Here is a 26,212-nt window from a genome sequence, read left to right on the forward strand (position 1 = left end):
GTCGGCGCACCGCGCTCGGCGTCCGGGCGTCAGCGTCCGGACGGGGCGTCCTCCGCGCGCTCGCGCTCCTCGGAGTCGAGCTGCTCGTTGACCTGGGCGCGGTAGGTCGTCCGGCGGACCCGGCGGACCATGTCGAGCGCGAGGAACACGGCGGCGAGCGCGATCACGAACATCGTGATGAAGCCGAACAGGCCGGGCGTCACCGTGTCCTCGTTGAACTCCGGCGCGGTCGTCGGCACCGGCGTGGCCTCGGCGGCGCGGATCAGGGCGACGTGGGCGGCCTCGAGCACGGTCGCGGCGATCATGCGGACTGCTCCTCGGAGGCGGGGGCGGCGAGGGCGGCGTCACCCGGCAGCGCGACGTCGATCCCGGCGAAGAGGTCGGTCTCCGGCGTCGGCGCGTCGACCCGGCTCTGCACGAGCTGGAAGTCGTCGGTCGGCCACGCGGCGTCGATCGCCGAGTGCGGGAGGAAGAAGAACTTGTTGTCGGGAGCGACCTGGCTCGCGTGCGCGAGCAGGGCCGCGTCGCGGCGGTCGTGGAAGCCGGAGACGACGATCTTCGTGGTGGCGAGGTAGGGCGTCTCCTCGTTCCAGCGCTTCATCTCCTCGAAGGAGGCGAGCAGCGGGTCCTCCGGGTCGATCGAGCGGATGTGCTCGGCGATGGCCCGCAGCTTCTGCGAGGAGAACACGCGGTCGTAGTAGAGCTTCGAGACGGACCAGGCGGCGCCGGTGCCGGGGTACTCGTCGGCCTCGCCCGCGGCGCGGAACGCCTCGACCGCGACCTGGTGCGCGCGGATGTGGTCGGGGTGCGGGTAGCCGCCGTTCTCGTCGTAGCTGATGATCACGTGCGGGCGGAACCGGCGGACGAGGCGCACCAGCGGTGCCGAAGCGGTCGGCAGCGGCAGGCCGGCGAAGGAGTCCGCGGCGACGGCGCCGTCCTCGGGCATCCCGGAGTCGACGAAGCCCAGCCAGGCGTGCTCGATGCCGAGCGCCCGCTGCGCGGCGGCCATCTCGTAGCGGCGCAGGCCGCCCATGTCGCGCTCGGCGTGCGCGCGGGCGCCGAGCGCCTCGTTCAGAACGGAGCCGGCCTCGCCGCCGGTGCAGGAGACGACCATGACCTCGGCGCCGCGATCGGCGTAGGAGGCGAGAGTCGCGGCGCCCTTGCTGGACTCGTCGTCCGGGTGGGCGTGCACGGCGAGCAGGCGCGGGACCTCGCGCGGCGCGGCGTCCGCACGCGCCTCTGAATCTGCGGAGACCTGGACGGCCTGGGACACGATCGCTCGATTCCTCGGGGTTTAATGGGGGGCGTCGCTCGGTTCTCACCCGCGCACGTCATCCGCCAGAATAGTCGCTTCACCCAGGGAGTTCCGTGGCCGCCCGAACGTCCGAGAGCGACGAGCGCGCGAGCGACCCCGCCCTCGACCCGGACGCCGTCCGCGCCGCCGGACCCCTCGCCTCCCGTTACGGGAGAACGCCGCGCAGCCGCCGCGGCGACCGCCGGCTCTTCGCCCTCGTCGCCGTCGCCTTCGTCGCGGTGTTCGCCGCCTGGGTGATCTGGGCCGGCCTCGACGGCGCCCGCGACGGCGTCGACGTGCAGGACACCGCGCACGTGGTCGTGGACGACCGCACCGTCGAGGTGTCCTTCGACCTCACCGTCCCGACCGGGCGCGACGCGGCCTGCGCTGTCCAGGCGCTCAACGAGCAGTCCGCCGTGGTCGGCTGGCTCGTCGTCGAGTACCCCGCGTCCACCGATCGCTTCCGCTCCTACACCGAGACGGTGCGCACCACGGAGCTCGCCACGACAGGTTTGATCTCCTCCTGCTGGCTCCCGTAGGGTGTCGGGGTGCCCTGACGGACTCGTCGGGGCCTTGTCTTTTCCCCCGCCGCACGCCCTCGGTCGATCCGCTCGACGGGCCAGGCGCCCGACAGCACCGTCGGTCGCGCGCGGCCGTCATGTGAGGAGCCCACCATGGCCGACCAGCCTCAGGTCACCTGGATGACCCAGGAGTCGTACGACCGCCTCCAGGCGGAGCACACCGAGCTGTCCACCAACGGACGCCTCGAGATCGCCAAGCGCATCGAGGTCGCGCGCGAGGAGGGCGACCTCAAGGAGAACGGCGGCTACCACGCCGCCAAGGACGAGCAGGGCAAGATCGAGGCGCGCATCCGCCAGCTGACCGCGCTGCTGCGCGAGGCCGAGATCGGCACACCGCCCGAGAGCCACGGGGTCGTCGAGGCCGGCACGATCATCACCGCCGAGATCGCCGGCGACGAGTCGCGCTTCCTCCTCGGCAACCGCGAGATGGCGGGCGAGAGCGACCTCGACGTCTACAGCCCGCAGAGCCCGCTCGGCGGCGCGATCATGGGCCTGAAGGTCGGCGACTCCACCACCTTCGAGGCCCCCAACGGCCGCAACATCACCGTCAAGATCGTGAACGTCGAGACCTGGAACGGCCACTGACCCTCAGCGCTGACGCACTCCGCGAGATGCCACTTGTGCGCTCGACACGCCGTGTCGGGCCGTCACAAGTGGCATCTCGCGTATCTGCAGGGCTAGCCGCGTGACAGGCGCGGGCTGTAGCCGGCGTCGCGGAGGACCTGGAGGACGCGGTCGGCGTGCTCGGGGCCGCGGGTCTCGACGCTGATCTCGAGCTCGACCTCGCTGATCTGCAGGCCGCGGCCGTGCCGGGTGTGCAGCACCTCGACGACGTTGGCGTTGGCCTCCGAGATCAGGTCGGCGATCCGCGCGAGCTGACCCGGCCGGTCCGGCAGGCCGATGCTCATCTTCAGGTAGCGCTCGGAGGCGGCGAGGCCCCGGCTGATCACCCGCTCCATCATCAGCGGATCGATGTTGCCGCCGGAGAGGATGACGGCGGTGCGGCCCGCGTTCCGGATCTTGCCGGTGAGGATCGCGGCGATGCCGACGGCTCCGGCCGGCTCGACGACGAGCTTCGCGCGCTCGAGCAGCACCAGCAGCGCCCGGGCGGTGTCGTCGTCCTCGACGGTGACGACCTCGTCGACGACCTCGCGGATGATCTCGAAGTTCAGCTGGCCGGGCTTCGCGACCGCGATGCCGTCGGCGATGGTGGGCGAGATCGTGATGGCGATCGGCTCGCCGGCCGCGAGCGAGAGCGGGTAGGGCGCGGCGTTCGCGGCCTGGACGCCGATGACGCGCAGCGTGCGGCCCTCCTGGGCGGCCTTCTGCTTCGCGGCCGACGCGACGCCGGCGATGAGCCCGCCGCCGCCGATGGGCACGACGAGCGTCTCGACGCCCGGAGCCTGCTCGAGGATCTCCAGGCCGATGGTGCCCTGGCCCGTGATCACGTCGGGGTGGTCGTAGGGCGGGATGAAGACCGCGCCGGTGCTCTCGGCGAACTCGGCCGCCGCGGCGAGCGCCTCGTTGAAGATGTGCCCGCTGAGCACCACCTCCGCGCCGTAGTCGCGGGTCGCCGCGAGCTTGGGCAGCGCGACGCCGATCGGCATGAAGATGGTCGCCTTGATGCCGAGCTCGCGCGCGGCGAAGGCGACGCCCTGGGCGTGGTTGCCGGCCGAGGCGGCGACGACGCCGCGCTCCCGCTCCTCGGGCGTGAGGTGCGAGAGCCGGAACACGGCGCCGCGGATCTTGTACGAGCCGGTGCGCTGCAGGTTCTCGCACTTGAGGAAGACGGGCGAGCCGAGCACCTCGGCGAGGAACGTGCTCGTCTCCATCGGGGTGTTCGCGATGACGGGGGCGAGGACGGTTCGGGCCGCCTCGAACTCGCTCAGGGTCGGTCCGACGACGCGGCTAGTCTGCATGCTCTTCGGCAACTCTCTCGGGGGTTCGGGTCGGCGAGCGCCAGGCTCCGCTCGCGACGTAGTTGACCATGACGTTGAGGGTCGCGACGACCGGGACCGCGAAGAACGCGCCCGCGATGCCCGCGACGATCGAGCCGCCGGCGACCGCGAGGACGACGGCGAGCGGGTGCACCTTGACGGCGGAGCCCATGATCAGGGGCTGGAGGATGTGCCCCTCGAGCTGCTGCACGCCGAGGACGACGATCAGCAGGATCAGCGCGATGACCGGTCCGTTGTAGACCAGGGCGATGAAGACGGCCAGCGCGCCGGTGACGACCGCGCCGATCACGGGCACGAAGGAGCCGAGGAAGACCAGCACGCCGATCGGGATCGCGAGCGGGACGCCGAGCAGGAACGAGCCGAGCCCGATGCCCACTGCGTCGACGAAGGCGACCAGGATCTGCACCTTCACGAAGTTGGTCAGCGTGATCCAGCCCGCGCGGCCGGCCCCGTCGACGGCCCTCCGGGCGCGGTGCGGGAAGAGGCGCACGACCCAGCGCCAGATGTTCGGACCGTCGATCAGGATGAAGAGGGTCGAGAACAACGTCAGCAGCACGCCGGTGAGCACGTGCCCGACCGTCGAGCCGACGCTCAGCGCGCCGCTGACGAGCATCCCCGAGTCCTGCTGCACGGCGGCGAGCGCCTGCTGCGCGTACTGGTTGATGTCGGTCTCGGTCAGGTGCAGCGGCCCCTCGAGCAGCCACGACTTCAGGGCGTCGTAGGACTGCACGGTCTGGCGGCTGAGGTCGTCGAAGCCGGAGGTGACCTGGGTGACGACGAGGAAGAGCAGGCCGCCGATCACGAGGACGATGCCGAGCTCGGCCACCACGATCGCGAGCCACTTGGGCCAGTGGTGCCGCTGCAGGAACATCGAGAACGGCACGAGGAGCGCCGCGATGACGATCGCGAGCAGCAGCGGGATGACGATCAGCCGCAGCTCGATCACCAGCAGGCCGATCACGGCGAGGGCGCCGGCGACCACGAGGATCCGCCAGGCCCAGGCCCCGGCGATGCGCATCCCGGTGCTGACGAAGGCGGCGTCCGGGTCGAGCGGGCGGGGCTGCGGAGCCCGCTCGGGAGCCGCGGCGGCGCGGACGGCGTCGCGGGCGCCGGACGTGCGGCGGGACCGGCCGAGTCTCATCCGCCCAGACTAATCCCCGCCGCATTCCGCGGGCGGAATCCGCGACAGCTCACGAGGCCGCGCGGACGGCCACCGGCCGCCGCGCGAGCGCGAGGCCGACCCGCTCCCCCGGCTCGAGCCGGATCCCGGCCGCGTGCTGGACGACGAGCTCGTCCCCCTGCTCGGTGCGGACCGTGGAGCGGCGCACCGGTCCGAGGAAGCTGGTCGCGAGGACCACGGCAGGCAGATCGCCCGGAGCACCGCCCGGCACGATCTCGATGTCCTCGGGCCGGAGGAACGCCGAGACGGCGCCGTCGACGGCCGCGCCGTCCACCAGGGGCAGGCGCGCGCCGAGCACGGAGACGGCCCCGCCCGAGACGACCCCCGGCACGACGTTGGAGAGCCCGACGAAGTGGGCGACGAACGGCGACGACGGCCGGGCGTAGAGGTCCTCCGGCGCGCCGAGCTGCTCGATCCGCCCCGCGTTCATCACCGCGACCCGGTCGGCGACGGCGAGCGCCTCCTCCTGGTCGTGGGTGACGAAGAAGGTGGTGATGCCGATCTCGGACTGCAGCCGCTTGATCTCGTCGCGCAGCTGCACGCGGACCTTCGCGTCCAGCGCGGAGAGCGGCTCGTCCAGGAGCAGCACCCGGGGGCGGGTGACGAGCGCCCGCGCCAGCGCCACCCGCTGCTGCTGCCCGCCGGAGAGCTGGTGCGCGTAGCGGTCGCCCAGGGCACCGAGGCCGACGAGGTCGAGCGCGTCCTGGGCTGCCGTCCGCCGCTCCTTCGCCGCGACACCGCGGGTGCGCAGACCGAACTCCACGTTCTCGCGGGCGCGCAGGTGCGGGAAGAGCGAGTAGGACTGGAAGACCATGCCCATGTCGCGGCGGGCGACCGGCAGGCCGGCGACGTCGCGCTCGTCGACCAGGATGCGGCCGGAGTCGATCCGCTCGAGCCCGCTGAGGGCGCGGAGGGCGGTGGTCTTGCCGCAGCCCGAGGGGCCGAGCAGGGCGATGAACTCCCCGGGCGCCACGTCGAACGAGACGCCGTCGAGGGCTCTGGCCGCGCCGAAGTGCCGGGCGACGTCGAGGAAGCGGACGCGGGCGCCCGGGGAGAGGGGCGCGGTCACGAGGTGCCTTTCGAGGCGCGGCGCCCGGTGGCGACGAGGCCGATCCGCGCGAGGCGGCCGATCCCGAGCAGCAGGGCGAAGGCGAACAGGAGGGAGAGGAGGGAGAAGATCACGGCCACGTAGGCGTCCTGCTTCGACACCTGCACGAGACCGGTCTGCAGCGTCGTGCGGCTGAGCAGCGAGGCGATGGTGTACTCGCCGAGGACCACGGCGACGGTGATCAGCGCGGCGGCGACGAGGCCGCGGCGCAGGTTCGGCAGCAGCACCCGGACGAGCACGCCGAACGGGCCGGCGCCCAGCGAGCGGGCGGCCTCCGAGAGCGTGATCACGTCGAGCCCTGCGAGGTCCGCGGCGATCGCGCGGTAGGCGTAGGGCAGCACGAGCACGCCGTAGGCGAGCGCGAGCGTCCAGGGCGCCGAGCCGACGAGGCGGGTGATCACCGAGTAGACCGGCGCGAGCCCGACGACCAGCACGATCGCGGGGACGGTCAGCGGCAGCAGGCAGACCAGCTCGAGCGCCCGGCGCAGGCGCGGCAGGCGGATCTCGACGAGGAGCATCGTCGGCACCAGCAGCACGAGCACGATCAGGGCGGTGACGACCGCGAGGATCAGCGAGTTGCCGATGCCCTGGAAGAGCGCGCGGTAGCCGCGCTCGTTCTCCGAGTCGAGGATCGCGGTCCAGTGCGAGAGGTCGTAGCCGCCGGCGCCGCGGAGGGTGAACTCCGCCATCGCGATCAGCGGCACCGCGAAGGCGAGGCCGGTGACGACCAGGACGATGCGGGAGAGAGCGCGGGTCACCGCTGCCACCGACGGGCCCGGCGCTGCAGCAGCGCGTAGCCGGACATCAGGACGATCATCACGAGGAGCATCCCCAGCGCGAGCGCGCCGGCCAGGTTCTCCCGGCCGAGGACCGTCTCGCTGACGAGCGCCGCGCGGATCTGCAGCGGCACGATCTGGGCGCCCTGGCTGATCAGCGCGGCAGCCGTGGCGAACGAGGAGAACGCGTTGGCGAACAGCAGCAGCACCGAGCCGAGGAAGGAGGGCGCGAGGACGGGGACCGCGACGCGCCACCAGTAGCTCACCGCTCCCCCGCCGAGCACGGCGTTCGCCTCGGCCCACTCGGGGCGCAGTCCCTCGAGCGCGGGCAGGAAGGTCAGCACCATCAGCGGAACCTGGAAGTAGAGGTAGGGCAGGATCAGCCCGGGCAGCTGGTAGAGCCAGACGCCGTCGGCGTAGAGGTCGACACCGGCGCCGGCCAGGAGGGTCGTGACCAGGCCCTGGACGCCGATCGTGGCGATGAAGGCGAACGCGAGCATCACGCCGCCGAACTGGGCGAGGACGCTCGCCGCGGCGTCGACGATCGTGCGCAGCGGTCCGCGCGGATCGGCACCGAGCAGGGCGAGGCAGACGATGCCGCCGAGGACCGCGCCGACGACGGCGGTGAGCGCCGACAGTCCGAGCGAGGCGCCGAAGGCGGACAGGACGACCGGGTCGCCCAGCGCCGCGACGTTCGCGAGCGTCGGCCGCCCGTCGCCGTCCACGAAGCCCGTCCCGACCGAGAGGACGGTCGGCACGGCGAGGAAGAGCAGGACGTACACCGCGAACGGAGCGACGCCCAGCGCTGCGGGGAGACCGCGCCGTCCCCGGGGCACGCGGGCCCCGGGGACGGCGCGGACGGCGGCGGTCGTCACTGGATCGCCGCGCCCCACTTCTCGGCCAGCAGGGCCGAGGCGGCCTCGGTCTGCTCGGAGGTGAACTGGACGAGGTCCTCGGGAGCGGCGCCGACGGCGTCGAGGGCCTCCGTGTCCACCGTGCCGGCGTCGACCATGGCCGCCAGGCGCACGGGGTAGGCGCCGGCCGCGAGGTAGAGGTTCTGCGCGGCGTCGGAGTAGAGGTACTCCTGCCAGAGGCGCGCGGCGGCCGGGTGCGGCGCGTCGGCGTTGATCGCCTGGTTGTAGTAGCTGCCGACCGCGGTGCCGGGCAGCACCGTCGTCGTCCACTCGCGGGTGCCCTCGTTCGCCTTCGCGGCGGCGAGGTTGTTGTAGCTCCAGTCGAAGACGACCGGGGTCTCGCCGGAGGCGATGGTCGCGTCGGTCGGGTCCAGCGGCAGGAAGTTGCCCGCGTCGTTGAGCTTCTCGAAGAAGTCGATGCCGGACTGGACGTCGTCGGCCGAGCCGCCCGACTGCAGGGCGGCGAGCTGCACGGCGGCCGCCGCGGCGCCGGCCTGGGTCGGGTCGCCGTTGATCGCGACGGAGCCGCGGTAGTCGGCGCCGAGCAGGTCGTCGAGCGACTCGGGCGCGGGCACGGCGTCGGCGTCGTAGCCGATCGACATCAGGCCGGTGTAGTCGTTCACCCAGAGGCCGGTCTCCTCGCGGTTGCCCTCCGGGATGTCGTCCCAGGTCTCGACCTTGTACGGCGCGAACAGGTCGGTGTTCGCGAGCGCCACGGCGGCACCGAGGTCGAAGACGTCCGGAGCGGTGTCCTGGCCGGCCAGGTTCTGCGCGGTGCTGATCTCCTCGGCGGAGGAGACGTCGGGGTCGGCCGAGTTGACGGTGATGCCGTACTCGTCCTCGAAGCCCGAGATGAGCTCGCCGTAGTTGGCCCAGTTGTCGGGCAGCGCGATCACGTTGAGCTCGCCCTCGGCCTTCGCGGCCTCGACCAGGGCGTCGAGCCCGCCGAGGTCGGCGGCGGAGGTCGCGGTCGAGGCGTCGACCGACGCGTCGCCGGACGAGGCGCCGGCGTCGCCGGAGCAGGCGGTCAGGGTGAGAGCGAGAGCGGCGGCCGCGGCGGCGAGCACGCCGGCGCGGGGGAAGCGCTGGGTCGTCAAGAGTCCTCCAGGAGTCGGGTGGGTGGGCCCCTGCGGGCGCCTCGGGAAACGTAGGGGCGGCTCCCGACATCCCGGGGCCGCCCGGATGAACCGGACGGGAACACTCGGCGCCGAAGCCGGATCGCCTCCGATCGGCCGATGTCGGCGGCCTTCGCTAGCGTGGGGACACCATGACCGAGCAGCTCAGCCCCGCGCTCGCGCGCCGCATCGCCCTGGCCGCCCAGGGCTTCGGTGCCGCGCCGCCGCCGCGGGTCGGCACGCGGCAGATCCTCGGCGTGATCGACCGGATCCGGCCGCTGCAGCTCGACTCGGTCAACGTCTTCGAGCGGAGCCACTACCTCCCCGTCCTCGCCCGGCTCGGCCCCTACGACCGCGCCCTCCTCGACGCGGTCGCGTTCTCGCCGAAGGGCCACTACCTCGAGTACTGGGCACACGAGGCGGCGCTGATCCGTCGCGCCGACCTCCCGCTCTACCGCTGGCGGATGGAGCACTACCGCCGCGTCCGCCTGCCGGAGCACGAGGGCTGGGCGGCCGAGAACCGGTCGACGCTCGACTGGCTGCGGGTGGCCCTCGCCGACGGCCCGCTGCGCGCGTCGGAGATCGAGCACGAGGCCAACATCCGGACCGGACCGTGGTGGGGCTGGTCCGACATGAAGCGCGGGCTCGAGGTGCTCTTCCGCTGGGGCGAGGTGGTGACCGCCGGGCGCACGCGCTTCGAGCGCTCCTACGCGCTCGCCGAGCAGGTGCTGCCCCGCGGGGTGCTCGAGGCGGAGGTCTCCACCGAGGACGCGGTCCGCGAGCTGGTGCGCCGCTCCGCCCTCGCGCTCGGCGTCGGGACGCTCGGCGATCTGGCCGACTACCACCGGCTGCTGAAGGCGCCGACGCTCGCGGCCGTGCACGACCTGGTCGACGCGGGCGAGCTGGTGCCGGTCGAGGTCCGCGGCTGGGAGCGCTCGGGACGCCCGCTGCCGCTCTGGCGGCACACGGCGGCGCGGCGGCCGCGCGAGCTGCGGGCCGACGCACTGCTCTCCCCCTTCGACCCCGTGGTCTGGCACCGCCCGCGCGCCGAGCTGTTCTTCGACTTCCACTACCGGATCGAGATCTACACCCCGGCGGCCCAGCGCGTGCACGGCTACTACGTGCTGCCCGTGCTGCTCGACGACGTGATCGCGGCGCGCGTCGACCTCAAGAGCGACCGGCAGAACGGCGTGCTGCGGGTGCAGGCGGCCTGGCGCGAGCCCGGAGCGCCGCCGGACACGGCCGAGCGCCTCGCCGCGCTGCTCGTCACCGCCGCGCACTGGCAGGGGCTCGACACGGTCGACGTCGTCGGGCGGGGCACCCTCGCGCCCGAGCTCCTCGTCGCCCTCACCACCGGCCACCGGGAGGTCCTCGCATGAGCGGTCCGCAGGAGCGGCAGGGCACCATCGCGCTCGCCCTGTCCGAGAAGTGCGTCGCCCTGCTGCTCGAGCGCGGGACCACCAAGGGCGTCAGCTCGATCGATCTGGCGCACGCCGCCGGCATCTCGCTGCGCACCTTCCACCGCTACCTCGGCGGCAAGGAGGACTGCGTGCGGCCCGTGCTCTACGCTGCCATCGCGGCGATGGCGCGGGAGCTCGTCGCGCGGCCGGAGTCGGAGTCGCTGAACACCGCGCTGGGCGCCGCGTTCGCCGCGGCCGCGTCCGGCCCGCAGCTCGAGCGGACGCTGCGGCTGATGCCGCTGCTCACCGAGACGCCCGGCATGCGCGCGGTCTGGGTGCAGTCGCTGCACGACGGCGAGGGTGCGCTCACCCCGAGCATCGCTCAGCGGATGGGCCTGCCCGCGGCGGACGAGCCGCGCGCGGCCGTGCTCGCCACGGTCGTGCTGGCGCTGGTGCGGCGGGCCCTCGTGGACGCCGTCGCGACGGGCACCGACCCGGCCCCCGTCTTCGACGAGTACCTCACGACGCTCGACGGCGGCCCGCTCGCGGCGGCAGCCCCGGCAGCGCGCTGACGGCGGGTCGAAAGGCACATGCTGATCGAGTAGCCCGCGCAGCGGGCGTATCGAGATCCACCACCGTCGGAAGTCGAGTCTGCAGACCCGGCGTGTCGATGACGGTGGGTCTCGATACGCCCCTGCGGGGCTACTCGACCGGCATGAGGGGCGCCGCTGCGGGGCTACTCGACCGGCATGAGGGGCGCCGCTGCGGGGCTACTCGACCGGCATGAGGGGGGCGCCGCCGGGGCCGCTTCCTCCGTGGCGTCAGAACTGGACGCGGGGCGGCTCCGAGATGGCGGCGAGGTCGCCGACCTCGAAGAACTCGCGCTCGGAGAAGCCGAGGCGGCGGGAGAAGAGCGTGTTGGGGAATACGGTGACCTTGGTGTTCATCTCGCGGACGCCGCCGTTGTAGAAGCGGCGGGCCGACTGGATCTTGTCCTCCGAGTCGACCAGCTCGCCCTGCAGCTGCAGGAAGTTCTGGCTCGCCTGCAGCTGCGGGTACGCCTCCGCGACGGCGAAGATCGACTTCAGCGCCTTCTGCATGTGGTCCTCGGCGGCCGACGCCTCGGCCGGCCCCTGCGCGGAGAGCGTCTCGGCGCGGGCACGGGTCACCGAGTCGAACACCTGCCGCTCGTGCGAGGCGTAGCCCTTCACGGAGTCGATGACGTTCGGGATCAGATCCGCCCGCCGCTTCAGCTGGACGGTGATGTCGCTCCAGGCCTCGTCCACGCGGACGTTCAGCGTGACGAGGGAGTTGTAGGTGGCCCAGAGGTAGATCCCGAGGATCACGACGAGCACGACGACGACGATGAGCGGGACGAGCCATTCCATGCCGACAAGTGTAGGGAAGGACCCCGCGCCGTTCCCCGCAGTCCGGCGCATTCGCAGAGACGCGGGTGGCGCTACTTCAGCGTCTTCTGCATCAGCACGGTGCTCAGCCAGCGCTCGAACTTGAAGCCGACGCGGCCCATCCGGCCGACCTCGACGAAGCCGTACTTCGCGTGCATCGTCAGCGACGCCTCGGCCCCCTTGTCCGCGATGACGGCCATGACCTGGCGGATGCCGACGGCCTTCGCGCGCTCGAGCAGCTCGGTCATCAGCGCCTTGCCGAGGCCCTTGCCGGTCGAGGCGGCGCGCAGGTAGATCGAGTTCTCGACGGTGAAGCGGTAGGCGCGCTTGGACGACCACGGCGACACCATCGCGTAGCCCAGGATCTGCCCTGACGGCGACACGGCCACGATGAACGGCAGCCCCAGCTTCTGGTTGCGCGCGAACTTCGAGCGCCACTCCTTCAGCGTCGAGTCGTCCTCGTCGAAGGTCACCACGGTGTTCCGGACGTAGTGGTTGTAGATCTCCTGGATGTCCGGCAGGTCCGCGCTGCGCGCCTCGCGGATCTCGAAGGAGAACTCCGGCTCGGGGGCGGGCGCCCGGCGCAGGTGCGGCGGGAGGACCCGGCGCTGCTCGTACTCTTCCTCGAGCATCTCGCTCCTTCTCGGCGGTGGTGGTCGGCGTCGCTGATCCCGGGCGGCGGCCGCGATCCGGGCCAGCGTAGCCGGGGTGGCGGAGCACCGCACGCGCGGCGGGCCGCGCTGTCGGGCCCCGAGGCTCAGGGCAGGAGCGCCCAGTCGACGGGCTCGGCCCCGCGCTCGGCGAGCAGCTCGTTCGCGCGGCTGAACGGGCGCGAGCCGAAGAAGCCGCGGGAGGCGGACAGCGGGCTGGGGTGGACGCTCTCGACGATCCCGGAGTCGCCCAGCAGCGGCCGGAGGTTCGCCGCGTCGCGCCCCCAGAGGATCGCGACGAGCGGCTGCTCGCGGGCGACGAGCGTGCGGATCGCGTGCTCGGTGACCCGCTCCCAGCCCTTGCCGCGGTGCGAGGCGGGCGCGCCGGGTGCGACGGTGAGGACGCGGTTGAGCAGCAGCACGCCGCTGCGCGTCCAGCCGCTGAGATCGCCGTGCTCGGGCGGCGCGACGCCGAGGTCGTCCCGCAGCTCCCGGTAGATGTTCTGCAGACTGCGCGGCAGCGGCCGGACGTGCCGGTCCACGGCGAAGGACAGCCCGATCGGATGCCCGGGCGTCGGATACGGGTCCTGCCCGACGATCAGGACGCGGACGTCCTCCAGCGGCGCGGCGAACGCGCGGAGCACCTGCGCGCCTGCCGGGAGGTAGGGGCGCCCGGCCGCGGTCTCCGCGCGGAGGAAGTCGCCCATCGCCGCGATGTCGCCGGCGACCGGGGCGAGCGCCTCGGCCCAGCCGCGGTCGATCAGGCCGGCACCGGCCAGCTCCTGCAGATCCACGCTCAGCTCGCGGCGAGGGTGGCGACCGACACTCCGGCCTCGCCCGCGCTCGCGCGCCAGACCGAGCCGGCGCCGCGGACGCGCAGCGCGCCCGTGCCGACGGTGAGGACGGTCGACTCGTCGATCGCGACGCCGCCGTCGACCAGTCCGGCCTCGACGGCCGCGACCAGGCGGCCGAGCGTGCCCCACTGCGCGGCGTGCACGTCGATCGAGACGTCGACCAGGCCGATGCCCTCGAGCACCGTCACCTCGTCCAGCTCCTCGGCCGCGTGCTCGGGCGCGACGGCGACGCCGCCGATGCGGTCGCCGCCGACGATCGCGCGGTCGGCGGCGACCGCGGCGCCCGCGGAGTAGCCGGCGTACGGCACTCCGGAGGAGACGAGGTCGCGCAGGCGCGGGAAGGACGCCTCGAGCGCGTCGCGGTAGGCGGGTGTGAGGCCGCCGCCGACGAAGATCCCGTCGACGTCGTCGAAGACCGCGGGGTCGATCCGGCCGCCCTCGGGCTTCATGACCGCGAACGGGAGGAGCTTGCCGACCGTCGCGAGCGTCGCGGCCCAGCCCGCGTAGACCTCGGGGCCGAGGCCGTCGTGCACGACGACGATCGCGATCCGCGGACCCTCGATGCGGCCGGCGTCGACGGCGCGGTCGTGCGCCTCCGCCAGGAAGGCTCCGTAGAGCTGCGGGTCGTGCTCGGCGCCGCCGCCGCCGCCGATCAGGTGGACGCTCACTCGTCGTCCTCCGCGAGGGCGCCCGCCACCGGGGGCAGCGCCGACCAGGGGAAGACGATCCAGCGCGGCGTGCGCCGCCAGAAGAAGTCGGGCTCGAGCACCGTGCGGGGCTTCGTGTAGAGCGTGACGGTCTGCACCTCGGCGCCCATCGCGCGGATCAGGTCGACCGAGAGGGCGAGGGTGTGGCCGGAGTCGGAGACGTCGTCGACCAGGAGGATGCGCTTCCCGCGCACGGACGCCTCGTCCAGCAGGGGCGGCAGGACGACGGGAGCGGCCAGTCGCGCCTCGACGCCGGTGTAGAACTCGACGTTCAGCGCACCGCAGCTCTTGATGCCCAGCGCGTAGGCGACCGCGCCCGCGAGCAGCAGACCGCCGCGCGCGATGGCCACGACCAGCTCCGGGCGGTAGCCGGAGGCGACGACGTCGTCGGCGAGGTGGCGAGCGGCGTCACCGAACTCGAGCCAGCCGAGGACCTCCTTCTCCGTGGCGGCGAGGAGGGCGGCGGAGTCGTCGGCGTCGGAAACCATGAGGGACAGGCTAGAGCGTCGCCAGGCCCCGCGTCACATCACGGGGCCCCGCGACGGGCGCCTGTCACGCCTTCGGGGTGAGCGCGCCCTTGATCACCTTGTGCGGGGCGGCCTGCGCCACCGGCTTGATCGTCACCAGATCGAGGTTGACGTGCGGCGGCAGCTCGACGGAGGAGACGATCGCCGCGGCGACGTCCTCGGCCACCAGCGGGGCGGGGACCTCGGCGTAGACCTTGTCGGCGCGCTCCTTGTCGCCGCCGAAGCGGACCAGGGAGAACTCCTCGGTGTGCACCATCCCGGGCGCGATCTCGATCACGCGGATCGGCTCACCGGCGAGCTCGAGGCGGAGGACCGCGACGAGCGCGTGCGCGGCGAACTTCGCGGCGTTGTAGCCGCCACCGCCCTCGTAGGCGACGTGGCCGGCGATCGAGGTGACGGTGACGATGTCGGCCGAGCCCTCGGAGCCCTCGTCGGCGATGCCCGAACGCAGCAGCGGGAGCAGCGCGCTCGTGACGAGCTTGACCGAGAGCACGTTGATCTCGAACATCCGGGTCCAGTCGGCGGGGTCGGACGCCTCGACCGAGTCGAGGCCGAGCGCGCCGCCGGCGTTGTTGACGAGGGCGTGCACGGGGCCGGTCTCCGCGAGGTGGTCGCGCAGCGCGTCGACCTGCGCCGCGTCGGTGAGATCGGCGACGAACAGGCTCGCCCCGGTCTCCGCGGCGAGCGCCTCCAGCTGCTCCCGGCGGCGGGCGACCGCCACCACGTCCCAGCCGTGCTCGCGGAACAGGCGGACCGTCGCCGCACCGATCCCCGAACTCGCTCCTGTCACCACGACGCGTCGAACCACGCTCGTCCTCTTTCCGTCAAGCCTCGGACACCATCGACTCCGTCGTCGGAGCCAACGCTAGCCTGGCCGCATGCAGCCCGCCGACCCGGCTCCCGCCACCGCCGGGTCGCCCACTCCCCCCAAGCGCCGCGTGCCCCTCTGGGACAACGCCCGCTTCGTCTGCGTCGCGCTCGTGGTGATCGGCCACGGCATCCAGCGGCTGACCGCGAACTCGGACACGTCGCTCGTCGTCTACCTGACGATCTACGCCTTCCACATGCCGGCCTTCGCGATCATCTCCGGCTACTTCTCCAAGGGCGGAGCGCCGAACGCCCGCGCGATGCGCCGGGTGCTCACCGACATCCTGCTGCCCTACCTCATCATGGAGACGATCTGGACGCTGGTGCAGTTCGCGGTCGAGGGCAAGCAGGAGTTCAACCCGACCAAGCCGAGCTGGACGCTGTGGTTCCTGCTCGCGCTCGGGATCTTCCGGCTGGTCCTCCCCTACCTCGCGCTGCTGCGCTGGCCGCTGCTGATCAGCGTGGTCCTCGCCGTCGGCGTCAGCTACTACGACAACATCGACTCGACCTTCTCGCTGGCGCGGGCGATCGGGATCCTGCCGTTCTTCGTCTTCGGCTGGCGGCTGCGCGGCTGGAAGGCCGGCTCGCGGCTGCTGGTGGACCGCTGGCTCGACCTGACGCCGCGGCAGATCCTGCTCTCCCGGGTGATCGCCGTCGCCCTCTTCGCGGCGACGGTCGTCGTGATGACCGTCAACATCGACGCCTTCCGCGCGGCGGATCTGCGCTACTGGTTCTTCTACGACCGGCCGTACGACGCGCTCGGCGAGACCGCCTGGTGGGCGGGGCTCGTCCGCCTGGCGCTGATGGCGACCGCGGTCGTGCTCTCGCTCGCGCTGTTCAGCCTGATCCCGCGCCGACGCACCGCGATGACGGCCTGGGGGCAGTCGACGATGTACGTCTACCTGCTGCACAGCTTCGTCCTCTACCCGCTGCGCGAGTCCGGGCTGCTGTCCGCGACCGAGAGCACGGTCGCGCTGATCCTGATGATCGTCTTCTGCATCGCGGTCGCGATCGCGCTCTCGCTGGGCTGGACGCGCACCGTCTTCCACAAGATCGTCGAGCCGCGGGCGGCCTGGCTCTTCGCGCCGGTCGTCGACGAGCGGCCCGAGCGCCCGAACCGGGCCGACCCGACCGGGTCCAAGCGCGACCCGCATCCGACGTCCGGGATCCGCACCGGCCGCTGATCCGTCGCGGTTACCCCGTGTGTCGGGCGCCCTGGCCGCACCGGGGACCCGCACCTAGGCTCGTCGCGACGGGGAACGGCCTTCCGTTCCGAACCGACGATGCGATGGGATGCACCATGACCGACTCCGAGAAGTGGCAGTTCGAGACCAAGCAGATCCACTCCGGAGCCGCGCCCGATCCCGTCACCAAGGCGCGCGCGACCCCGATCTACCAGACCACCTCCTACGTCTTCGACAACGCCGAGCATGCGAAGAACCTCTTCTCGCTCGCCGAGTTCGGCAACATCTACACCCGCATCCAGAACCCGACCCAGGCGGTCGTCGAGGAGCGCCTCACCGCGCTCGAGGGCGGCTCCGGCGCGCTCCTGCTCGCGTCCGGCCAGGCGGCCGAGACCGCGGCGGTGCTCAACATCGCGCAGGCGGGCGACCACCTCGTCTCGTCGTCGTCGATCTACGGCGGCACCTACAACCTCTTCAAGTACACGCTGGCCAAGCTGGGCATCGAGACGACTTTCGTCGAGAACCAGGACGACCAGGAGGAGTGGCGCCGCGCGGTCCGCCCGAACACCAAGCTCTTCTTCGCCGAGACCATCGGCAACCCCAAGATCAACATCCTCGACATCCGCGCCGTGGCCGATGTCGCGCACGCGGCGGGCGTCCCGCTGATCGTCGACAACACGATCGCGACGCCGTACCTGATCCGCCCGTTCGAGCACGGCGCGGACATCATCGTGCACTCGGCGACCAAGTTCCTCGGTGGTCACGGCACCGTGATCGGCGGCGCGATCGTCGACGGCGGCACCTTCTCCTGGACCGCGAACGCGGCGAAGTTCCCCGGGCTGACCACGCCCGATCACTCGTACCACGGCGCGGTCTACACCGACGCGGTCGGCGACGCCCTCGCCTACATCATCAAGGCCCGCGTGCAGCTGCTGCGCGACCTCGGTGCCTCGATCGCGCCGGCGAGCGCCTGGCAGCTGATCCAGGGCATCGAGACGCTGTCGCTGCGGATCGAGCGGCACGTGCAGAACGCGCAGGAGATCGCGGAGTACCTGGAGAACCACTCCGACATCGCGACGGTCAACTACTCAGGACTGCCCACCTCGCCCTGGTACGCGGCGGCGAACCACTACGCGCCGAAGGGCGTGGGCGCCGTGCTCTCTTTCGAGCTCAAGGGCGGGGTGGACGCGGGACGCGCCTTCGTCGACTCGCTCGTGCTGTTCTCGCACCTGGCGAACATCGGCGACGTCCGCTCGCTCGTCATCCACCCGGCGTCGACCACGCACTCGCAGCTCACCCCGGAGCAGCAGCTCACCGCCGGCGTCACCCCCGGGCTCGTCCGCCTCTCCGTCGGCCTCGAGAACATCGACGACCTCCGCGCCGACCTCGCCCAGGCCCTGCAGGCCGCCCGCAGCGTCGTCGAGGCCTCCCGCGCCAACGCCTGACGGCCCCGTCATGCTGGTCGAGTAGCCGCGCAGCGGCGTATCGAGACCCACCGTGCTGACAACGGCGGATCTCGATACGGCCGCTGCGCGGCCTACTCGATCAGCATGGGCGGGCGGCCGCTGCGCGGCCTACTCGATCAGCATGGGCGGGCGGCCGTTGCGCGGCCTCCTCGATCAGCAGGGGTCCGCTCCGCGGCCTACTCGATCAGCAAGGCGAGCGTCACCCCCGCGTAACAAAGGCCGGGTGCCCGCCGCGCTCTGCCACGATGGACACCGCTATGGACTGGCAGCAGACACTCGAGGACACCGTCCCTTCGGCGTTCGTCACCGAGCGCCAGCTCCGCTCGGTGATCGGCAAGCCGCCCGCCACCGGGGCCTGGCGCGAGGGCGACCACCCCGGCGGGCGGCGCTTCGTCGAGATCGGCCCGTTCGCCTTCGAGGCGGGCGGCCGCCTCCCCCACGTCCGGGTGGCCTACGAGAGCTGGGGCGAGCTCTCCCCCGCGCGCGACAACGCGATCCTCGTCCTGCACGCGCTGACCGGCGACTCGCACCTGATCGGCCGCGGCGACCCGGGTCACGCGACCGACGGCTGGTGGTCCGGACTCGTCGGGCCCGGTCTCGTGATCGACACCGACCGCTACTTCGTGGTCGCCCCGAACATGCTCGGGGGCTGCCAGGGCTCGACCGGCCCCGCCTCCCTCGCACCGGACGGGCACGAGTGGGGCGCGCGCTTCCCGTACACGACGATCCGCGACCAGGTCGCCGTGCAGGCGCTCTTCACCGACCGGCTCGGCATCGACCGCTGGCACACCGTCATCGGCGGCTCGATGGGCGGGATGCAGGCGCTGGAATGGGGCATCGACCACCCCGAGCGGGTCGCCCGGCTCGCGGTCCTCGCCGCTCCCCCGCGCGCCACCTCCGACCAGATCGCGCTCAACTTCGTCCAGCTCGAGGCGATCCGGAACGATGCCGCCTTCGCGGGCGGCGCCTACTACGACGCCGGTGACGGCAAGGGCCCGTACCACGGCCTCGCGCTGGCCCGCCGGATGGCGCTGCTCAACTACCGCAGCCCGTCCGAGCTCAACGACCGCTTCGAGCGGAGCTGGCAGTCCGGCCTCAGCCCACTGGGCGGCGGCGGCCGGTTCGCGGTCGAGTCGTACCTCGACTTCCACGGCAACAAGTTCACCCGGCGCTTCGACGCCAACAGCTACATCACCCTCGTCGAGGCGATGAACTCGCACGACGTGGGGCGCGGGCGCGGCGGCGAGGCCGAGGCGCTCGAGCGGATCACCAGCCCGACGCTCGTGCTCGGGATCGACAGCGACCGGCTGTTCCCGGTGGACGGGCAGCGGATCATCGCCGCCCACGCCCGCGGCACCATCGACGGCGACGAGGTCGCGGTTATCAGCTCGACCTTCGGGCACGACGCCTTCCTCATCGAGGACGACGCGGTCGGCGGCCACCTCGCGAGGCTCCTGGCGGTCTGACCCGATCCCGGCCGTCCCGCGGGCCGACCGCCGGTCTGTGACTATCGTGAGACGGGGGGTCCGCCCCGCGCCGCCCACCGGAAGGAGCGTGCCCGTGCCGTTGGTCCGCAGCGCTCGCGAGCGCGACCGCCTCCTCCGCCAGTCCGCGTGCGGCATCGGCCTTCTGATCGACGCCACGGCGATCGCCCTGGTCCTCGGCCCCGGGGCGGTGGCGCCCGACGCCGTGCCGTTCGCGGTCGCGCTGCTCCTCGCACTCGCCGTCCTCCACCTGCAGCTCGGCCGCAGCGGACGAACGCTCTGGGTGCTCCTGCTCGCCGCCGGCGGCCTGGTGCTGAGCATCGGCCTCGCGAGCGCCCTCGGCGGCGACAGCGGCTTCGAGGGCTACGTGCTCGTCGGCACCGCCAACGCCGTCACCAGCACCGTCGCCGTCGTGGTGACCACCTCCGCCCGTCGGCTGCTGCTGCTCCTGCCCGTCCTGGTGCCGAGCGTCGTCGTCTCCGTGCTGGTCGCCGAGGAGGCGATGCTGTCCAACGCGCTCGTGCAGAGCCTGCTGCCCTGGGGCACGCTCGCCGGCTTCGCGCTCTGGATCAGCACGGCGGTCCCCCGGGTCGTCCGGCGCATCGACAGCATCGGCAACGCGCACCGCGTCGAGCGGCAGGCCAGCGAGACGGAGGCGCAGCGCCGTCAGGGAGCGCGGCTCCTGCACGACACGGTGCTCGCGACGCTCACCCTGCTCGCCCACTCCGGCCGCGGCGTCTCCGAGGACGCGCTCCGCCGCCAGGCCGCGCAGGACGCGCAGCTCCTGCGCCAGCTGCGCCTCGGCGGGACGCCGACGCCGAGCGCGTCCGGCTCGTACCAGCTGACCAGCGTCACCGCGTCGCCCGCCGCGACCTCGCTCGAGGACGTCCGGGACCGGTTCGGCCGCCTGGGCCTCGAGGTCGTCCTGCACGGCTCCGGGGAGGTCGTCCTCGAGGGCGCCGCGCTCGACTCCTTCCTGCTCGCCCTCGCCGAGTGCCTCGAGAACGTGCGGCGGCACTCCGGTGTCGAGTCCGCCGACGTCACCATCACCGAGGACGAGCAGACCGTCCGCGCGATGGTGACGGACGCCGGTGCCGGCTTCGACATCGCCACGGTGCCCGCGACGAAGCTCGGCTTCAAGGAGTCGGTCGTCGCGAGGCTCGCGGACGTCGGCGGGCGCACCCGGCTCTTCAGCTCGCCCGGCTCCGGCACGACCGTCGTGCTGGAGGTGCCCAAGTGAGCGCCGGCACCGAGCGGGCCTCCCCCCTCCTCGGCGGACCCGGCGCCGCTCCTCGCCGGCCCGACGGCTCGCCCCGCTCCGCCCGCGCGCGGAAGGGACAGCAGGAGACCCTGGGCACCAGCTACCTCGGCAGCGGCCTCACCGGCATCGCGGCGGCGCTGATGGCCTACGAGCTCCTGGTCTTCCTCGCCACCGTCGACGACTACGCGCGGCCGGGGCTGGTCGTCGTCGCCTGGCTCCTCCTCGTCGCCTCCTTCACGGCGACCGTGGTCGCCATCCACGTCTGCGGACAGCGGCTGCCCACCGCCGCCTACGTCGGCCTGCTCGTCGGGATCACCGGGGCCGTGGCGCTGGACCTGATCGCCGTCGCCGGTCACGGCCCGTCCGCCGCCGTCCCGACCGCCGCGGTGGCCGCCGCGGTCGCCCACGCCGCGATGATCGTGCACCGCCGCAGCATCGAGGTCCTCGCCGTCGCCTTCGCCATCGCGGTCGCCGAGCTCGTCGCCTACAGCGCCATGGGCTCGGGCGACGAGACCTCGTTCTCGGTGAGGATCAGCGCGATGGCCGTGACCCTCGCGCCCGCCGTCGTCGCGGTCGTGATGATGCGCGGCTTCCGCCGGATGGTCCAGCTCGAGATCGACCGCGCCCTCGTCCAGAGCACCACCCTCGGGCCGCGCTACGCGGTCGGCATGCTCGCCTCGGAGGAGCTCGCCCGCCTCGACCTCGCGGCCGAGCGCCTGCTCGCCGAGGTCGGCGACGGCACGACCGTTCTGCCGCTCGATCCGCACCGCGCCGCGCACGCCGCCGCGCTCGCGACCAGCCTCCGCCTGCACCTCATCGAGGGGCGTCGCGAGACCTGGCTGCACCACGCGATCCAGGAGTCCGAGCTGCTGGCCCCGCTCGTCGATCTGCACGACCCCGACGGCACTGCCGGCCTCCTCGGCCACCAGCAGCGGGACGGCCTGCTCTCCGCCATCTGGCTCATCCTCGACGGCGCCTCCGGGCTCACCGTCGTGCTGCACGTCGAAGCCGGAGCACCGCGCGAACCCGAGGCCGACGCCCCGCCGCGCTCCCTGCTCGTGCCGCTCACTCTGCAGTCCGAGGGCGTGCCCGTGCGCGGAGTCGATCCCGCGACGTGGGAGGCTATCGCACAGGTCGGTGCGTTCCGCGACACGTCGCACGATGACGCGCTCCGGATCGAGATCGACTGCTACGTCGAGAATCCGGCCGATCGCTGAGCAGAGACGACCGCCCCGCCCTCCCGCCCGAGCCGAAGGACACCGATGACCTCCACCGCAGAACCGAAGATCACGCTCGCCGTGGTCGACGATCACAAGATGCTCCTCGGTGCCCTCACGGAGTGGATCCGCGGCGCCGCGTCGGACATCCAGCTGGTCGCCGCGGTCGCCTCCTGGCCGGAGCTGCTCACTCACCCCGAGTTCCCTGTCGACGTCGTGCTGCTCGACCTGGACCTCAAGGACAACATCCCGATCTCGGTCAAGCTCTCCACCCTGAAGACCACCGGCGTGAAGACGGTGCTGATGAGCACCTACTCCGAGCCGGCCGTGGTCCGCGAGGCGCTCGCCTCGGGCGCGCTCGGCTACCTCGTCAAAACGGAGGACGCCGACATGATCGTCGAGGCGATCCGCGCGGCCAAGGACGGCCACTCCTACATCTCGCACGAGCTCGACATGGCGCTCTCCACCGGCGACTCCGACGGCGCCCCCAAGCTCAGCGCGCAGGAGCGCCGCGTGATGGCGCTCTACGGCGGCGGCGAGCCCGTCAAGTCCGTGGCCTTCGAGCTCGGCATCTCCGAGGAGACCGCGAAGTCCTACCTCAAGCGCATCCGCGAGAAGTACCGCGTGGTCGGCATCGACGTCGGCACCAAGGTCGCACTGCGCAAGCGCGCCATCCACGACGGGATCTTGATCGAAACGGATTGAATTCGTCGCGCCGCGCGGCGCGACGAATTCAATCCGTTCGCGGGGGCGGTCCCCGCCCGCCCCCGCCGCAGTCGGCTTCACGAAGTGGGCGCGTTCCGTAGAGCGTCCTGCGGCGGCTGCGGAAATCCGCTGACACGCGGATTTCCGTCTGCACCGCTCCGTGGCTGGCTGGTCTGCAGGCAAGACCCACCGAATAGTGCCCCACCCCATGTTGGTCGAGTAGCCCCGCAGGGGCGTATCGAGACCCACCGGCGTCAACAGGGCGGCCTGCAGGCCACCGTCCGGTGCTGGCGGATCTCGATACGCCCGCTCCGCGGGCTACTCGATCAGCATGCGCGGTCCTCAGTCACAGAAGATGCGTGCCCGCTTCCATGTTGGTCGAGTAGCCCCGCGGGGGCGTATCGAGACCCACCGGCGTCAACAGGGCGGCCTGCAGGCCACCGTCCGGTGCTGGTGGATCTCGATACGCCCGCTCCGCGGGCTACTCGATCAGCATGTGCCGCCGCCGCGGCGCCCCTACAGGGCGTTGACCGGGACGCTGCCCGTGGCGGGGCGAGCGGGGTCGCGCGGCGGGTCGACGGTGCCGCGGGCGCGGTCGATGGCGATGCTGGCGAAGGCGAGCAGGATGCCGGCCGCGGTGAGGACCACGCCGACCCAGATCGGCGACAGGTAGCCGAGGCCGGCGGCGATGGTCACCCCGCCGAGCGCGGCGCCGACGGAGTTGCCGATGTTGAGCGCGGAGTGGTTGAGCGCCGCGGCGATGGTCTGGCTGTCACGGGCGACGTCCATCAGCCGGGTCTGGATGGCCGGCGAGGCCCCCGCGGAGAAGCCCGCCGCGAGGAACGTGAACACGACCAGACCCACGACCGACGTCGCGGTCAGTGCCAGGCCGGTCAGCGACACGAGCACCCCGAGGAACAGCACCACGAGTGCGAGCCGCACGTTCCGGTCGGCCGCCCAGCCGCCCGCCAGGTTGCCGACCGTCATGCCCAGGCCGATCACCACCAGGATCCACGGCACCGCGCCGAGCGGCAGCCCGGTCACCTCGGTCGACAGCGGCGTGATGTAGCTGTACATCGCGAAGAGTCCGCCGAAGCCGATCGCACCGATCAGCAGGGTCATCCAGACCTGCAGCCGGCCGAAGGCCTTCAGCTCGTTGCGCATGGTCGCGCCCGGGTTCCCCCGCTGGAACGGCACGAGCAGCCACACGGCCACCACGGTCGCCGCGAAGATCGCCGCGACGACGAGGTACGCGCTGCGCCAGCCCGCGTTCTGCCCCACCCAGGTGATGGCGGGCACCCCGACGACGTTCGCGATGGTGAGCCCGGACAGCACGAAGGCGACGCCCTTGCCGCGCTTGCCCGGCCCCATCAGGTCCGCGGCGACGAGCGAGGCGATGCCGAAGTACGCGCCGTGCGGCAGCGCCGCGACGAAGCGAGCGGCCAGCACGAGCGGGAAGGTCGGCAGCAGGGCCGAGGCGACGGTCCCGATCGTGAACGCTGCCAGCAGGATCAGCAGCAGGCGCTTGCGCGGCCAGCGCGCGGCGGCCGCGGCGATCGTCGGAGCACCGACGACGACGCCGAGCGCGTAGGCGGAGATCAGCAGTCCGGCCTGCGAGTTCGCCTGCTCGGAGCTCGCGGCGTAGACGTCCGGGAGCAGGTCGGCGGCGAGCTGCGGCAGCAGCCCCATCGCGACGAACTCGGTCGAGCCGATGGCGAAGCCCCCCATCGCGAGGGCGAGCAGGGCGAGGCGGGTCCGGGCCGGGGAGAGGGTCACCGGACCACGATAGCGAGGATCGGAAGCGGATCGAAACGATTCGAGTCGGAGAGCGCTCCCGCGCGCCTCACTCCTCGAGCGCGCGGCCGAGCCGCTCGATCTTGGCGTCGATCTCGCCCGAGTAGCCGGGCCGGATGTCGGCCTTCAGCACCAGCGAGACCCGCGACCCGTAGGCGCCGACCGCCTCGGTCGCGCGCTTGATCACGTCGAAGACCTCGTCCCACTCGCCCTCGATCTCTGTGAACATCGAGGTCGTGCGATTCGGCAGGCCGGAGTCGCGGACGATGCGGACGGCGGCGGCGACGGCGTCGTGGACGGAGGCGTCGGGACCCTCACCGCCGGACGGAGCGACGGAGAATGCGACCAGCACGAGGGACCTCCCAGCGGATCCGACCACCGGACCCGCCGTCCAGCCTAGGCGCGCACGCCCTCGGCAGCGCGAGCGCGGCTCCCCGTCCGCCACAGCTCGCGGAGCACCCAGCCGAGCAGCACGAGCAGCAGAACGTTGCGCACGGTCAGCGCCAGCACCATGCCCGCGTTCGAGTACAGCAGGAAGAGGTAGAGGTACGGGTAGACGATCTGCGTGAACACCGCGATCGCGAGGGTCAGCTTCGCCGGCGTCGCGAAGTCGCGACCGGCCACGACGAGCCCGACGATCACCGGCGGCGCCAGCCAGACGATGTACTGCGGCGAGAGCACCTTGTTGATGTCGATCAGCACCAGGACGAGTCCGAGGCTCAGTAGCGGCAGCAGCCGCACCGGCGACGCCTTCGCGCGCAGCGCCCGGAGACCGAGCAGCACCGTGCCGACCACCGCGAGCGCGAGCGCCGGGTTCATCAGCTCCGCGGCGACATCGGTGAACGGGCCGTGCATCTCGAAGGTGTTGATGTCGGCGGCGTACCAGACGTAGCTGCCGGCCCAACCGCCGATGGAGAGCCACATCCAGAGCGTGCTGACGGGCGCCTCGATCTGCAGACCGCGCGAGGTCTGGTCGGTGACGAAGCTGAAGACGTACTCGCCGCCGCCGAGCGCATACACGCCGGCGATGATCGCGACCGAGAGCCCGGCGCCGACGGCGACGAGCCGCCAGCGGCCGCGCAGCACCAGGACGGCGGCACCGAGCAGGGCGGCGGGCCAGACCTTGATCCACGTCGCGACGGTCAGCGCGAGCGCGGCGACGACCGGTCGGCTGGAGGCCCAGAGCAGTCCGGCGATGGCGAGCGGAACGGTGAAGGCGTCGATCCGGCCGACGGCGATCGGCCCGAGGAGCACCAGGAAGAGCAGCCACCAGCGCGCCGCAGCGAGCCGGGCGGGGATCCCGCGGTGCAGGAGCAGGGCGAAGGCCGCCGCATCGACGGCGATCACGCCGACGAGCCAGGTCAGGTCGTAGCCCGCCTCTCCGAAGAGCCAGGCGGCGCTGATCGGCACCAGGGCGAGGATCGGGTAGACCCAGCCGGTGTCGAAGCCGACGAGCCCGCCGCCCTCGACGGCGGTCCGCATCCAGCCCTTGTAGACGATGCTGACGTCCCCCATCGGCAGTCCCGGGGCGTAGAGCGCCAGCAGGGAGAGCAGGACGTGCACGAGGGCGAAGCCGCCCCACAGCACGGCGGCGGAGTCGCGGTTCTCGCGCAGCCACGCGATCGGGCGGGCGGAGGGGCGGAGGGAGGCGCGGGTGGCGGCGGTCTCTGAGGCGGCAGGGGTCGGCACCGCGTCAGTGTAGACGGCGCCCTCATCGGACCCCTGAACAGCCCTGGGAACTCCTCCCTGAGCGGCCACCGGCCG

Annotated in this window: 27 protein-coding genes; 10 read left to right on the forward strand and 17 right to left on the reverse strand. The window is 72.4% G+C overall.

The annotated features are described in order from the left end of the window. Positions 1-29 precede the first annotated feature (29 nt). Positions 30-305: a hypothetical protein gene (locus EDF43_RS04670; protein ID WP_123735280.1), complete on the reverse strand. Its 276-nt coding sequence runs from the start codon at positions 303-305 to the stop codon at positions 30-32. Further along, positions 302-1,273, reverse strand: coding sequence for a mycothiol conjugate amidase Mca (mca, locus tag EDF43_RS04675; RefSeq protein ID WP_207901629.1), 972 nt, complete (start codon positions 1,271-1,273; stop codon positions 302-304). Before mca ends, EDF43_RS04670 begins: the two co-directional genes overlap by 4 nt. A 95-nt stretch (positions 1,274-1,368) precedes the next feature. On the opposite strand from mca, the gene EDF43_RS04680 reads away from it, so the two are divergent. Further along, positions 1,369-1,833 (forward strand): DUF4307 domain-containing protein, encoded by a 465-nt coding sequence (locus EDF43_RS04680; RefSeq protein WP_132435812.1) that lies wholly within the window; start codon positions 1,369-1,371, stop codon positions 1,831-1,833. A gap of 135 nt (positions 1,834-1,968) precedes the next feature. Beyond that, complete coding sequence (gene greA, locus EDF43_RS04685; protein WP_123731966.1) at positions 1,969-2,460, forward strand: transcription elongation factor GreA; 492 nt, start codon at positions 1,969-1,971, stop codon at positions 2,458-2,460. A gap of 92 nt (positions 2,461-2,552) precedes the next feature. Here the strand turns inward: greA and ilvA are convergent, their stop codons facing one another. From ilvA to EDF43_RS04715, 6 genes are read right to left on the reverse strand one after another with little or no spacing between them, the layout of a single operon-like run. After that, a complete protein-coding gene (gene ilvA / locus EDF43_RS04690) occupies positions 2,553-3,794 on the reverse strand; it encodes a threonine ammonia-lyase (protein WP_123445410.1) in 1,242 nt (413 codons plus the stop codon). Then, positions 3,784-4,974, reverse strand: coding sequence for an AI-2E family transporter (locus tag EDF43_RS04695; protein WP_132435813.1), 1,191 nt, complete (start codon positions 4,972-4,974; stop codon positions 3,784-3,786). The genes ilvA and EDF43_RS04695 overlap by 11 nt, the downstream gene beginning before the upstream one ends. Before the next feature lie 49 nt (positions 4,975-5,023). Continuing rightward, entirely contained in the window at positions 5,024-6,082 is a 1,059-nt protein-coding gene (locus EDF43_RS04700) for an ABC transporter ATP-binding protein (protein ID WP_132435814.1), read from the reverse strand. Then, positions 6,079-6,879 carry an ABC transporter permease subunit gene (locus EDF43_RS04705; protein WP_243646232.1) on the reverse strand — a complete coding sequence of 267 codons (801 nt, stop codon included), beginning with the start codon at positions 6,877-6,879 and terminating at the stop codon, positions 6,079-6,081. Before EDF43_RS04705 ends, EDF43_RS04700 begins: the two co-directional genes overlap by 4 nt. Continuing rightward, positions 6,876-7,772, reverse strand: coding sequence for an ABC transporter permease (locus EDF43_RS04710; protein ID WP_132435815.1), 897 nt, complete (start codon positions 7,770-7,772; stop codon positions 6,876-6,878). The genes EDF43_RS04705 and EDF43_RS04710 overlap by 4 nt, the downstream gene beginning before the upstream one ends. Continuing rightward, positions 7,769-8,908, reverse strand: a complete 1,140-nt coding sequence (locus EDF43_RS04715; RefSeq protein ID WP_185020089.1) for an extracellular solute-binding protein — start codon at positions 8,906-8,908, stop codon at positions 7,769-7,771. Before EDF43_RS04715 ends, EDF43_RS04710 begins: the two co-directional genes overlap by 4 nt. 170 nt (positions 8,909-9,078) lie before the next feature. On the opposite strand from EDF43_RS04715, the gene EDF43_RS04720 reads away from it, so the two are divergent. Beyond that, positions 9,079-10,305 (forward strand): crosslink repair DNA glycosylase YcaQ family protein, encoded by a 1,227-nt coding sequence (locus EDF43_RS04720; RefSeq protein ID WP_132435816.1) that lies wholly within the window; start codon positions 9,079-9,081, stop codon positions 10,303-10,305. Next, the gene (locus EDF43_RS04725; RefSeq protein WP_123735274.1) at positions 10,302-10,898 is read left to right on the forward strand and encodes a TetR/AcrR family transcriptional regulator; all 597 of its coding nucleotides are present in this window, start codon (positions 10,302-10,304) and stop codon (positions 10,896-10,898) included. The genes EDF43_RS04720 and EDF43_RS04725 overlap by 4 nt, the downstream gene beginning before the upstream one ends. Positions 10,899-11,147: 249 nt before the next feature. Here the strand turns inward: EDF43_RS04725 and EDF43_RS04730 are convergent, their stop codons facing one another. The 6 genes from EDF43_RS04730 to EDF43_RS04755 all read right to left on the reverse strand — a co-directional run bounded on the left by EDF43_RS04730 (position 11,148) and on the right by EDF43_RS04755 (position 15,278). Next, positions 11,148-11,714, reverse strand: coding sequence for a LemA family protein (locus EDF43_RS04730; RefSeq protein ID WP_123702724.1), 567 nt, complete (start codon positions 11,712-11,714; stop codon positions 11,148-11,150). 71 nt (positions 11,715-11,785) lie between these two features. Then, entirely contained in the window at positions 11,786-12,364 is a 579-nt protein-coding gene (locus EDF43_RS04735) for a GNAT family N-acetyltransferase (RefSeq protein WP_123702722.1), read from the reverse strand. 125 nt (positions 12,365-12,489) lie between these two features. Beyond that, a complete protein-coding gene (locus tag EDF43_RS04740; protein ID WP_132436074.1) occupies positions 12,490-13,182 on the reverse strand; it encodes a uracil-DNA glycosylase in 693 nt (230 codons plus the stop codon). Then, positions 13,179-13,904 (reverse strand): Type 1 glutamine amidotransferase-like domain-containing protein, encoded by a 726-nt coding sequence (locus EDF43_RS04745; protein WP_123445401.1) that lies wholly within the window; start codon positions 13,902-13,904, stop codon positions 13,179-13,181. The genes EDF43_RS04740 and EDF43_RS04745 overlap by 4 nt, the downstream gene beginning before the upstream one ends. Then, positions 13,901-14,431: a phosphoribosyltransferase gene (locus tag EDF43_RS04750; protein WP_123445400.1), complete on the reverse strand. Its 531-nt coding sequence runs from the start codon at positions 14,429-14,431 to the stop codon at positions 13,901-13,903. The genes EDF43_RS04745 and EDF43_RS04750 overlap by 4 nt, the downstream gene beginning before the upstream one ends. A 64-nt stretch (positions 14,432-14,495) precedes the next feature. Then, complete coding sequence (locus EDF43_RS04755; protein WP_243646233.1) at positions 14,496-15,278, reverse strand: SDR family NAD(P)-dependent oxidoreductase; 783 nt, start codon at positions 15,276-15,278, stop codon at positions 14,496-14,498. Between the two features lie 70 nt (positions 15,279-15,348). Here EDF43_RS04755 and EDF43_RS04760 point away from each other — a divergent pair, with 70 nt between their 5' ends. The 6 genes from EDF43_RS04760 (at position 15,349) to EDF43_RS04785 (ending at position 22,654) form a co-directional block, all read left to right on the forward strand. Further along, entirely contained in the window at positions 15,349-16,521 is a 1,173-nt protein-coding gene (locus EDF43_RS04760; protein WP_132435817.1) for an acyltransferase family protein, read from the forward strand. 116 nt (positions 16,522-16,637) lie between these two features. Further along, positions 16,638-17,966, forward strand: a complete 1,329-nt coding sequence (locus EDF43_RS04765) for a bifunctional o-acetylhomoserine/o-acetylserine sulfhydrylase (protein ID WP_123702717.1) — start codon at positions 16,638-16,640, stop codon at positions 17,964-17,966. 278 nt (positions 17,967-18,244) lie between these two features. Beyond that, entirely contained in the window at positions 18,245-19,453 is a 1,209-nt protein-coding gene (locus EDF43_RS04770; RefSeq protein ID WP_123735270.1) for a homoserine O-acetyltransferase, read from the forward strand. 94 nt (positions 19,454-19,547) lie between these two features. Next, entirely contained in the window at positions 19,548-20,711 is a 1,164-nt protein-coding gene (locus EDF43_RS04775) for an ATP-binding protein (protein ID WP_243582422.1), read from the forward strand. Further along, on the forward strand, positions 20,708-21,949 hold the full coding sequence (locus tag EDF43_RS04780) for a hypothetical protein (RefSeq protein WP_132435818.1): 1,242 nt from the start codon (positions 20,708-20,710) through the stop codon (positions 21,947-21,949). Before EDF43_RS04775 ends, EDF43_RS04780 begins: the two co-directional genes overlap by 4 nt. A gap of 45 nt (positions 21,950-21,994) precedes the next feature. Further along, positions 21,995-22,654 (forward strand): response regulator, encoded by a 660-nt coding sequence (locus tag EDF43_RS04785; RefSeq protein WP_123445394.1) that lies wholly within the window; start codon positions 21,995-21,997, stop codon positions 22,652-22,654. Positions 22,655-23,170: 516 nt separating this feature from the next. On the opposite strand, the gene EDF43_RS04790 is transcribed toward EDF43_RS04785, so the two are convergent. The 3 genes from EDF43_RS04790 to EDF43_RS04800 form a co-directional block, all read right to left on the reverse strand. Continuing rightward, positions 23,171-24,382, reverse strand: coding sequence for an MFS transporter (locus EDF43_RS04790; protein ID WP_132436077.1), 1,212 nt, complete (start codon positions 24,380-24,382; stop codon positions 23,171-23,173). A 115-nt stretch (positions 24,383-24,497) separates the two neighbouring features. Further along, the gene (locus tag EDF43_RS04795; RefSeq protein WP_123702710.1) at positions 24,498-24,800 is read right to left on the reverse strand and encodes a thiamine-binding protein; all 303 of its coding nucleotides are present in this window, start codon (positions 24,798-24,800) and stop codon (positions 24,498-24,500) included. Positions 24,801-24,844: 44 nt separating this feature from the next. After that, positions 24,845-26,137 carry a glycosyltransferase family 87 protein gene (locus tag EDF43_RS04800; protein ID WP_165909019.1) on the reverse strand — a complete coding sequence of 431 codons (1,293 nt, stop codon included), beginning with the start codon at positions 26,135-26,137 and terminating at the stop codon, positions 24,845-24,847. Positions 26,138-26,212 lie beyond the last annotated feature (75 nt).

The sequence above is a fragment of the Rathayibacter sp. PhB179 genome (genome assembly GCF_004345345.1).
In the GTDB taxonomy this organism is placed as follows: Bacteria; Actinomycetota; Actinomycetes; order Actinomycetales; family Microbacteriaceae; genus Rathayibacter; species Rathayibacter festucae.